The sequence below is a fragment of the Lysinibacillus telephonicus genome, assembly GCF_003966145.1.
Taxonomy (GTDB): Bacteria; Bacillota; Bacilli; order Bacillales_A; family Planococcaceae; genus Ureibacillus; species Ureibacillus telephonicus.
Window position 1 is genome coordinate 43916 of the sequence record NZ_RXNR01000027.1, and the last position, 10535, is coordinate 54450.

The window sequence follows — 10535 nt, forward strand, 5'->3', positions numbered from 1 at the left end:
TCACATTTTGTGGACAACAACTTACAAACGGCGAGGGATGAGTGACCCCTACTGATTGAAGTTTCACTTTATCTGTCCGATTTTTCAAATAGTTTATAATAGACTATCATTTTTCAACTCAATGCAAAGCCGTTATTATTATGGATGGAGTTTAATAGTAGAACAAATCAAACTAGAATTCGTAAAAGGGAGTGCTGTATATGGTAGGACGCAATGAACCATGTCCATGTGGAAGTGGCAAAAAGTATAAAAAGTGCTGTGAAGGAACTCAACAGCAGACAATTAAAAAGGTATTTTTAGAGGAAATTGAACATGTTCTTCAAACTTTTTATAATAGCTATCCAGAAAGAAAGGATATAAAAGATTATTTTGAATTAGTTCAACAATGGAAACCAAGTCTAGAACAAAATTTACAACGTGAATTAATCGAGGCTGTTGCATTGGACGACTTTTTCTTCCATCAACGACATGATATTTGGTTAGGATATTTAAAAAAAGTGTCAAAAAAAGTTATTCGTCCAGCTTTAAAAGAACTGTTAAAACAATGGGAAACTCCAAAAATGTTTATCGGACAAGTTGAAGCACTAGAAAGTCAATATTTTAAAGCTTCATGCACAATTACAAATTCAGACCTCTATATTCGACGAGAATCAAATAAACCAATTCCTGAAGGGATGCAAGTTTTTGCGTTTTTATTGCCAGATGGTTCAGGTGAAAAGGATCATTATTTAGCAGTTTCTACTTTAATTTTCTTCCCAAATCAATACAAGCAAGCATTTGATGCATTTGCCAAGGAATATGATGGGAAGATAGAAGTAGATAAATTTTTACAAAACAATCACTATAATTTCTGGGTAAAGTTAGTTGAAACAGGTTATAACGGTGAAGAGTATTCTTCATTTGAGATTGAAGTAATTGAACAGACGAAGCAATTTTTACTAGATAAAAATATAGAGGCAGATCGTCTAATCGAAATATTAGAAGATTATTTAGTAGAGAAAAAACCAAAGGCGAGAAAAGCTTCAGCAATCGCTGCTGGTGCTATTCGTTTCGCTCAAGAACGCAATTTATTACTAAATCAGTCATTTACTATTAAAGAAATTGCAGAGAGCTTCGGAGTTTCTTCTAGTTCATTAAATAAATATTACCAAGAATTATTAGAGTATGATAATGTCTTAGTTTAAACTTTTTAATGTGTAAATTAATGATAAATATTTGATATTATGAAGAATCCGCTTATTAGCGGGTTCTTTTTTAAAATTATATTATTTTCACTTTTTCTTTAAATTATAAAAACAGCCCTCTAATAAAGAGGGCTGCCAGAGTGTAGACAAAGTCGAAAATCGACTTTGTCTACACGTATTTTTAGGTAATTCTTAAAAAGTAAAGAATATCCAGACTGTCTTGAAAACGCTTGCCAGCCAAGGCACGAAGGCGAGTGAAGACGCGAATAGAAGTTGCCTTCATGAGCGGACGAGCGAGACAAGTAACGTAGGATGAAAGCGTTTGTCAACAGTCTGACAGCCCTCTAATAAAGAGGGCTGCTTCTTCTATGGCTAACCAACCATTTTGTATATTAATCCTCATCGGATATCATTCAACTAGCTCTATCTTGTTTCTTCATATGAAGAGGATACATTTGATGAGCACTAATAGTACATATTTATAATATCAATTTTTTATTAAAGATTCAATAATTTTTATCAAAAATTTGATAGTTAAAATAAGGATAAATAACTATTTTTCGTAGATTTTTAATAATTCATTTCCTAAAAACTGTAGCTGTTCTCCGACAGAACATTGTTCGATGCAAAAACGGTGAGCACCTGATTTTCCGCGTTTATTACGTAAATCACGCTTTATAGGACAGTCATTGCAATAAGTGTCGGTTAATTCATCTATATCTTTAATTACAGTATTTTTATTCACAATACTCCCCCTTTAAACAACGTTTTCCTATTTTACTATTACCGTTTTTCTTTTGTCAAAGCGTATTACCTAAGTAATTGTGGTGATAACAATTTTTTATTACGATACAATAAGTTATAATATGCTTAAAAAACAATTTAATTATTTCAAAAAAAGAAGGGATATTTATGCTAGAAGTGTACATTGATGGTGCTAGTGCGGGAAACCCTGGACCAAGTGGCATTGGAATTTTCATTAAAGGTGAAGGTCATTTAATAAAAATTAGTGAGTACATAGGTGAAACGAATAACCATATTGCAGAGTTTACCGCTTTATTACGCGGCCTTGAGGAAGCGAAAAAATTGGGGTCAACTTTCGTTTCAGTCCGCTCTGATTCAAAAATAGTGGTTGCATCAGTTGAAAAAACGTACGTAAAAAACGAACAATATAAACCATATTTAGATCAAATTATACAACTTGCTGAACAATTTGATTTATTTTTTATCAAATGGATTCCAGACAATGAAAATAAAGCAGCAGATGCACTTGCTAGAGAAGCAATTTTAAAAGGGGCAAAATAAATATAAGAGAGAAAGGCATCTAAGCATGATGGATGCTTAAAATGCCTCTTGTTTTAATAGGTAATTTTAGATTGTTCGAGTTTATTTAATAATGCCCCGATTGCTCCAGTAAATCCGCAATTTTTTAAGAAAATCGGTTTATGTTTTTTCAAAATTGTATAATTAGCAATAACCTTTTTTAAATGCTCATTATTAATTAAAGTTGAGCCAATATAAATAATATGTTCTGCTTTTTTTTCTTCTGCAAATTGAATACTTAGCGTAGTAATAACTTCACCAACTAATGCTTGAACAGTTGCAAGTAAGTCATTTACTTCATGTTTTGCATCTTTTAAAATACTTACTTTCCCAAAATTACTAGCTGTTAGGTGCCCCTCAATCGGTGGTTCCATTCCTTGGAAAATATCTTTAACAAATAAATCGATTAGTTCTCGGCTGCCTAGAGCTGCTTTAGATGTAATATCTTCAAAATCAGAAATACCTGTTATTATTGTAGAAAGTCCAGTTAATGTACCTCCGCCAATGCCTGTCCCACCAACTCGCGTATGGCTTTGGCCTTCCATATAATGAATGGAAGTTCCAGTTCCTATATTTGTTATAATACTATTTTCTATATCATAACCATCTTTTTTCAATAAATATTTTACACCTTTGAATGTTGCTTCGAATTCAACTAAATATTGAATGGATTTCATTGTATTTAAGACTTCAAGCAATTGTTGTGTGCGGCCGCCTGTAAGTCCTATTTCTTCTATATGCGGGTGATTTTCTAACCAATTCCTTACTTGAGAAAAATCATTTGAAGGAAAGATTTTAAACTCCAGCTCATTTTGCTCATTTACAAAAACTAATTTTGTTAAAGTTCCCCCTGCATCAATTCCTATAACTTTTTGCATAAATGTTCTCCTTTAGTTTCTCCCTCTAAACTTTAACTTTCTTAAAATAATAGTGCAATTATTTTTACTTAACTATATTAATATAAACAATGAGTAATTGACCAATAAAATGTAATTCTATAGTTCTATTTCATTAAATAAGTATTTTATCCTTTATTAAGAGGTCTCGTTTTTTAAATTCATCTATAATTAAATTTTCATTTTTCTTTAATAAAAGATAAATTTTATTTTCATAGGATTCATTAAATTCATCAATTAAAGTAAACTCATTTAGAAGGTCCTCATTTTGCAGTACGTTATGTAGTGTCATAACTTCTGTTTTAGGTATAGTACATTGATGAAGGCGAATAATTCGGGATAATTGTTTTAAACCGGAACGCGTAATCAGTACTTTATTTTTTAAATTTTGAATTATACTTTCCTAGAATAGTTGTACATCATTATGTGGATAAATTTGTGTCCGCTGAATGATTTCTATTTCCCCTTCTTCTGTTTTACGCTGTTCTTCAATAATGTCATAATGTAAATGTTTATTTATATTTTTAACTGACGTTATTTCAATCTCCTTTGAAGAAACATTTCCCGAAATAAATGAAATGCTTAAATCAAAAACATTGTCCATTTGGCGAAATTCACTTAAAATAATGCCGAACTTATTTGTTTTTTGATTTTCAATTAATTCTACTCCATCTGTAGCATTAAAAATTTTACACAAACTAAAGGCATCAGCCAGCGCTCTGTGCTGGGTTTCAACTTCAATTTGATAAGCATCCAATAAACTACTAAGACTAGGTTGTTCCTTTAATTGATTTGCAATCATATACTTCTGTTGAAAATCAATCATTGGATAAATAAAACTTACATCCAAACCGTTTCGTATTAATTCTTCCTCTAAAACCTTCCGATCAAATTCACCAAATGCAACAAATATTGTATCCTCGCTGCACCAATCCATAAACTTTTTCATTACTTCTTTAAACGACGCAGCTGTTATGAGTTCTTCCGTTTTAATTCCAGTTAATTTTTGTATATGTGAATTTAACTTTTTGAATTTATTCGGTTGAATAAGTTTTGAGAAACTCTCCCTTGTTCCATTAGGCAACAACTTAATAGCACCAATTTCGATAATATGTTGTTTTCCATGGATTAATGCCGCTTCAATATCAAGAAATATGTAAGTGTACTTGCGCACTCTCATTCCACCTTTAACTAAAAAACAGGCTGACCTGTTCAGTCTACTATTCTACATTGTAGCGAATATAAAGGTATTTTACACGAATATGTTATGAAAATAGTTTATCATTGTGAAAAAGAGAAAATAAATCTTATAACTGGTTTCTTTTCGTATTTGCAATGCTTAACAAAATAAATACGGTATTTAAGTAAAAATATTAAAGTTTCTATTTTTATTTTCTTGAAAATTAATGTACGATAATAACTGATGTATGTAATGAACGGAGGAAACATCTGAATGAATGACAAAGAACTCCTAAAGGATGCAATGCGGGTTTTAAAAGCAACTAGCCGTACTTTTTATATACCCATTACCTTTTTGCAAAAAGATTTAAAAACAGCTGTTGCTACTGCTTATTTAATGATGAGAGCGATTGATGAAATAGAGGATAATGAAAATCCAGAAGTAACGAATGACATTAAATTCGCAATTTTAACAGAGGTAAGTTCACTATTAAAAGAGCCTGCTTTTAATGAACAGAAATATTTAGATATACTTGAACCTATAAAACAATACATGCCGGAAGTTACGATACGTTTAGGAGATTGGATTCGTCTTATCCCTAATGGAGCGGAGAATATTGTTAAAAATGCAACAAGCGAAATGGCTGAAGGTATGGGAAAATGGGCTAGAGACAATTTCCAAGTCCATACGAAAGAAGATCTAGATGATTATACATACTATGTTGCAGGACTTGTTGGCGTAATGTTGTCAGAGCTTTGGGAATGGAATGCAGGAATTAAAACCGATCGGGAATTGGCAATTGGCTATGGTCGAGGGTTGCAAATTGTAAACATTCTTCGGAATCAACAGGAGGATATGGAAGAACGTGGTGTAAGTTTTGTTCCTGATGGTTGGACAAAAGCTGATTTATTTAAATACGCTGAAGAAAATTTAGATAAAGCAGACCGTTATATGAAAGATATTAATAAACGTTCTATTACATTATTCTGCCGTTTACCACTTGCATTAGCACATAAAACGTTGGATGCATTAAAACAAGGTAAAGAAAAGATGACGCGTGCAGAAGTAGAACAAACAGTTGAAGAAATTCAAGCCGATTAATACAACAGCTCAAATTCCTTGAAATTTCCTTTATATTCCAAATCGCATTAATGCGTATAATAATTAATAATTGAACAATACTATTAAAGATTTCACTTCAAATCCAATGACTAGGAGGGTTAACCCGATGAGTGCAGAAGATTGAACTCTGAAGGGCCATCAACTGAAATATTGCTAAAGCAAGGTTTTCTTAGGTAAATCTTAAGATACAATGCGAAAAGCGAGGCAGTGTGTCATGGAGGAATTTAAGTAAGTGTAATCAAGCCCGGAATATTATTTCCGGGTATTTTTTATAGAAATGTGACTAATCAAATAAAAAGGAAAAGTAATTTCTAAAAGCGACTACTCTGAATCAAAAACCCCAATAGATATCCCCTTTAATAAAAGGGTTTCTATTAGGGTTTATTTTTACCTGATAAAATCAGTCAGCACTTAATAGTTAGATGTTATTTTTAGCTAGAAGCTGTTATGATTTTTTATTACGGTTTTTATTTACGTTTATTTCCTCAGCAAACTCTTCACGCTTATTCGCGTTTTGATTTTGATTTTGTTGTTTTTTGTTATCTTGCGTTTTATTGTTTTTATGTTTATTGCTGCCCATTCCATTCTCACCTCCACAATTATTATTGTGAGTCATAAGATTTTTTTTATCCGTTATTCAATTTTTTGCTTATTCTAAAAAATAGCAGCACAAACCATACTAATGATTTGTACTGCTTTATGTCAGTTTATCTCTATTTTAGAGTTTTTTGTAAATACTCTATACGCTGCTCGGGCGGTACCATATCTCCCCCTGTTGACCATATCAGATGAGTTGCGTGCTCCATTTTTGCTGTTAAGTCATTTTCCGAAAGATAGTGACTGCCGTTTTTCATTAACATGATTGGACCATAAACACCAGCATGAGCAGATGGCTCCATAAAAATATGTTCCTGTTTATATATATCTTTTAAGCTATTAAATAAAAATTGATCACTAACTGTATAACATCCGCTTATAATTGGCTCCATTATTTTCCCAACAAATTTGGATGCTCGTCCAACTGCTAATCCATCCGCTTCTGTTTGATTAGATAAGCCAATGTCTGCTACAGAAATCCCATCGTGTAGCCCAGTCATCATTCCTAATAACATGCATGGTGATTGAATTGGTTCACCAAAGAATATATGAACATTTTCTCCATACAGTGCTTTTAAACCATACGCAACTCCTCCTGGGCCACCTCCTACACCGCAAGGCAAATAGACAAATAAAGGGTGATCTTTATCAACAAGTATTTTTGAATCAATTAGCTGCTTTTGTAATCTTGCAGCTGCTACTGCGTAACCTGCAAATAAGTCCTTTGAATTTTCATCATCTACAAAATGGCATTTTTCATCAAGTTCTGCCTGTTTCCTTCCTTCTTCAACCGCTTTGCTATAATCTGATGAATATTCAATTACCTCAACCCCTTTTTCCCTAAGCAATTGTTTTTTCCATTCCTTTGCATCTGCTGACATATGAACGGTAACTTGAAAGCCTAGTTTTGCTCCCATAATTCCAATACTTAACCCCAGATTCCCAGTTGAGCCGACTGCAATTTTATATTGACTATAAAATTGCTTAAATGTATCACTAGCAAGCTTTTCATAATTATCATCATATGATAAGTAACCATTATCAATTGCGAGCGCCTCTGCATATTTTAGCACTTCATAAATTCCACCTCGCGCCTTAATGGAACCAGAAATCGGCAAAGAATGGTCGCATTTTAAAATAAATTTCCCCGATATTTTAATACCTTCTAGTTCTTCTAGATGACGTTTCATATTAGAAATTTCTTTTATTTCGGACTCAATGATTCCTTGCGATTTTTCAGTTTCAGGAAACGCCGCTCTTATATAAGAAGAGAATCGCTTTAATAGTTCCTCTGCCTCTTTAGCTTCATGAATTGAAAAATCATCTTTTGGCAGAGTCAGTTGTTTTTTTGGGTTTATCCATAACACCGGTTTTAACATAGATATGTCATTTAATAAATAAAATTGATTCCTTAATTTTTCTATTTTTTGTTTTTCAATCATTTTATTTCATCCCCCTTTTTTCTCCAAAATCGCTCGTTCACAAATTTGTCGAAATTTCATTTCAAACGAAATATTATTTTTTTCCGTTCGTTTTTTTGGACCTTTTGTTCGACCTCCTGAACGTCTAATTTTTGCACTTTCAAATCGAAAAGCAAGTAATTGAGCAATGTTATCTGAAGTCATTTCTCTTCCATTTTGATCAATAACAAACGCCCCCTTCGCTAAACACATTGCTGCTAATCCGTAGTCTTGTGTGATGACAATATCGTATCTTGAAACCGCATTAACCAGCTTAAAATCAACTGAATCGGGCCCTTTCGGCACTGTAATTGTTATTGCATTCTCCCTTTCTATAGTATGTGATGTATCGCAAAACAAGATTGGTTTAATCTCATATTGAGATGATATAAACAGCGCCAAATCAACAACCGGACAAGCATCTGCATCAATTAGTAACTGTAAAATAGACCTTCACCACCTAGAAATATTTGTATAAATTTATTATATTTAAATAGTAAATTCAGCATTAATTACAACCTTACATAAACATGTCATAAACTTGCGAGCAAAATATTTTATTGAATTGTTAGAAAAATCATAATACTATACATTCATCAACAAAAAAAACGGGGGTAACATGATGACGACAGAAGTAATTAGTACAAAATCAGCTGCACAAAACTATATAGATTCAGTATTCGAACAACTTAAACAAAAAAATGCACACCAACTAGAATTCTTACAAGCTGTGGAAGAAATCTTTTTATCCTTAGTACCAGTTTTTGAAAAACATCCAGAATATATTAAACATAATATTTTATCTCGAATCGTTGAACCAGACAGAATTATCTCATTCCGAATTACGTGGCAAGACGACCAAAATAATGTCCAAGTAAATCGGGGCTATCGGGTACAGTTTAATAATGTTGTAGGCCCCTATAAAGGTGGTTTACGTTTCCACCCAACAGTAAACGAATCAATTATGAAATTTTTAGCCTTTGAACAAATTTTCAAAAACTCATTAACTGGACTGCCTATTGGTGGCGGTAAGGGAGGTTCGGATTTTGATCCAAAGGGTAAATCAGATTCAGAGATTATGCGTTTCTGCCAAGCGTTCATGACAGAATTATACCGTCATATCGGTCCTGATGTCGATGTTCCTGCTGGAGATATCGGTGTAGGTGGAAGAGAGATTGGTTACCTTTACGGACAATATAAACGAATCCGCGGTGCATATGAAGCTGGTGTTTTAACTGGCAAACAACCTCGCTATGGAGGATCTCTTGCTCGTAAGGAAGCAACTGGATATGGATTAATTTATTTTGTAGAGCAAATGCTGCAAGATGCGAAACTTTCATTTTTAAACAAAACTGTTGTTGTTTCAGGTTCTGGAAACGTTGCAATTTATGCAATCGAAAAAGCACAGCATTTTGGAGCAAAAGTTGTTGCATGCTCTGACTCAAACGGATATATTTACGATCCAGATGGCATTGACCTAAAGCTTGTTAAAGAGATTAAAGAAGTAAAAGGCGATCGTATTAAAACCTATGTAGATTACCGTTCAAATGCAACATATACAGAAGGGTGCAATAATATTTGGACTATTCCATGTGATATCGCTTTACCTTGCGCAACTCAAAATGAGATTGATGGAGAAGCAGCTCGTACATTACTCGCAAATGGCGTAAAGGTAGTTGCAGAAGGTGCAAATATGCCATCTAACTTAGAAGCAATTAATATCTTCTTAGATAATGGTGTACTTTTCGGACCTGCAAAAGCTGCAAATGCTGGTGGAGTTGCTGTATCTGCTCTAGAAATGGCACAAAATTCAGGTCGAAACTATTGGTCATTTAATGAAGTAGATGAAAAACTTCATGGCATCATGAAATCTATTTATCTCGAAAGTAAAACTGCAGCCGAAAATTATGGGCATCCTGGCAACTTAGTTGTTGGTTCAAACATTGCTGGTTTTGTAAAGGTTGCGAATGGAATGATTTCAGAAGGAGTTTATTAATAAAAAAGCTAAATTTAAATTTCAATACTGGAATGTTTGAAGGGGCTGGGACATAAGTGGATTTTTTGTAAGAATTCGCTTTTATCATTAATAAGAATTTGATATTTTTTGAAAATCGATTGGAGTGAAGGGGCGAGTGTAGCTGCCGGCTGCGCCTTTCGCTACAGAGCAATGTTTTTCTGTACCGAAAGCGAAGCGTCAGGTACAAAGCTTCCTGCGGGAACAGCCCGTGACTCGAGACCCCACAGGAGCGTAGCGACGAGGAGGCTCTGGGCCAGCCCTGGATGCGCGGTCCCGGAACGGAAATCAATTTTCCACTTAGCAAAAAAACGTCATTTTTCTCATCAAGAAAAATGGCGTCTTTTAGTTATGTCCCAGCCTCTTTTCCACTTCTATGAAGTTTACATTTTTGTTTTATAATGTTTTACTTTTATTGTAAAACCTAATAGGAGGAACTAATATGACTCAATTAGAAAGAGTAAATCCATATTTTTCTGTATGGCTTCACCCCAAAAGAACAACTCGTTATATTCTCCAAAATAAAAGCTTCTTCTTTACAATGATAATTATAAGTGTAGGTTTTATAGGAATACTATTATCACTTTTAGTTGATAGTGAGCTTTATCCTACCCTTCCTATTTGGGGTATTATATTATTGTAAACGCTAAAATAGAATCAACAGAATTTGCTCATTTGGTTTGAACACTTTTTCACTATTCAATACACTTCTAGTAAACTAGTATTATTTAGTTTATTGGGAGGCTGTACTAATGGAGG

12 protein-coding genes are annotated in these 10535 nt (G+C 33.4%); 5 read left to right on the top strand and 7 right to left on the bottom strand.

Translation table 11 applies throughout. The annotated features are described in order from the left end of the window. Positions 1-200: 200 nt before the first annotated feature. The gene (locus EKG35_RS11025; protein ID WP_126294503.1) at positions 201-1184 is read left to right on the top strand and encodes an SEC-C metal-binding domain-containing protein; all 984 of its coding nucleotides are present in this window, start codon (positions 201-203) and stop codon (positions 1182-1184) included. Positions 1185-1737: 553 nt separating this feature from the next. On the opposite strand, the gene EKG35_RS11030 is transcribed toward EKG35_RS11025, so the two are convergent. Continuing rightward, positions 1738-1929, bottom strand: coding sequence for a zinc-finger domain-containing protein (locus EKG35_RS11030; RefSeq protein WP_126294504.1), 192 nt, complete (start codon positions 1927-1929; stop codon positions 1738-1740). A gap of 167 nt (positions 1930-2096) precedes the next feature. Here EKG35_RS11030 and EKG35_RS11035 point away from each other — a divergent pair, with 167 nt between their 5' ends. Next, entirely contained in the window at positions 2097-2489 is a 393-nt protein-coding gene (locus EKG35_RS11035; RefSeq protein WP_126294505.1) for a ribonuclease HI family protein, read from the top strand. 53 nt (positions 2490-2542) lie between these two features. Here the strand turns inward: EKG35_RS11035 and coaW are convergent, their stop codons facing one another. From coaW to EKG35_RS11045, 3 genes are all read right to left on the bottom strand, one after another. After that, the gene (gene coaW / locus EKG35_RS11040) at positions 2543-3385 is read right to left on the bottom strand and encodes a type II pantothenate kinase (protein WP_126294506.1); all 843 of its coding nucleotides are present in this window, start codon (positions 3383-3385) and stop codon (positions 2543-2545) included. A gap of 133 nt (positions 3386-3518) precedes the next feature. Next, complete coding sequence (locus tag EKG35_RS20930) at positions 3519-3695, bottom strand: hypothetical protein (RefSeq protein ID WP_185807725.1); 177 nt, start codon at positions 3693-3695, stop codon at positions 3519-3521. 111 nt (positions 3696-3806) lie between these two features. Next, the gene (locus EKG35_RS11045) at positions 3807-4577 is read right to left on the bottom strand and encodes a 3'-5' exonuclease (RefSeq protein ID WP_185807726.1); all 771 of its coding nucleotides are present in this window, start codon (positions 4575-4577) and stop codon (positions 3807-3809) included. A 279-nt stretch (positions 4578-4856) separates the two neighbouring features. Here EKG35_RS11045 and EKG35_RS11050 point away from each other — a divergent pair, with 279 nt between their 5' ends. Further along, the gene (locus EKG35_RS11050) at positions 4857-5684 is read left to right on the top strand and encodes a squalene/phytoene synthase family protein (RefSeq protein ID WP_126294508.1); all 828 of its coding nucleotides are present in this window, start codon (positions 4857-4859) and stop codon (positions 5682-5684) included. 466 nt (positions 5685-6150) lie between these two features. Here the strand turns inward: EKG35_RS11050 and EKG35_RS21445 are convergent, their stop codons facing one another. The 3 genes from EKG35_RS21445 to EKG35_RS11060 form a co-directional block, all read right to left on the bottom strand. Further along, positions 6151-6285, bottom strand: a complete 135-nt coding sequence (locus tag EKG35_RS21445) for a hypothetical protein (protein WP_281274609.1) — start codon at positions 6283-6285, stop codon at positions 6151-6153. Between the two features lie 133 nt (positions 6286-6418). Then, complete coding sequence (locus tag EKG35_RS11055) at positions 6419-7744, bottom strand: D-serine ammonia-lyase (protein WP_126294509.1); 1326 nt, start codon at positions 7742-7744, stop codon at positions 6419-6421. Between the two features lie 6 nt (positions 7745-7750). Continuing rightward, the gene (locus tag EKG35_RS11060; protein WP_342774111.1) at positions 7751-8164 is read right to left on the bottom strand and encodes a YaiI/YqxD family protein; all 414 of its coding nucleotides are present in this window, start codon (positions 8162-8164) and stop codon (positions 7751-7753) included. Between the two features lie 217 nt (positions 8165-8381). On the opposite strand from EKG35_RS11060, the gene gdhA reads away from it, so the two are divergent. Further along, positions 8382-9758 (top strand): NADP-specific glutamate dehydrogenase, encoded by a 1377-nt coding sequence (gene gdhA, locus EKG35_RS11065; RefSeq protein WP_400194480.1) that lies wholly within the window; start codon positions 8382-8384, stop codon positions 9756-9758. A 460-nt stretch (positions 9759-10218) separates the two neighbouring features. Next, a complete protein-coding gene (locus EKG35_RS11070) occupies positions 10219-10419 on the top strand; it encodes a hypothetical protein (RefSeq protein WP_126294512.1) in 201 nt (66 codons plus the stop codon). The last annotated feature ends 116 nt before the right edge of the window (positions 10420-10535 follow it).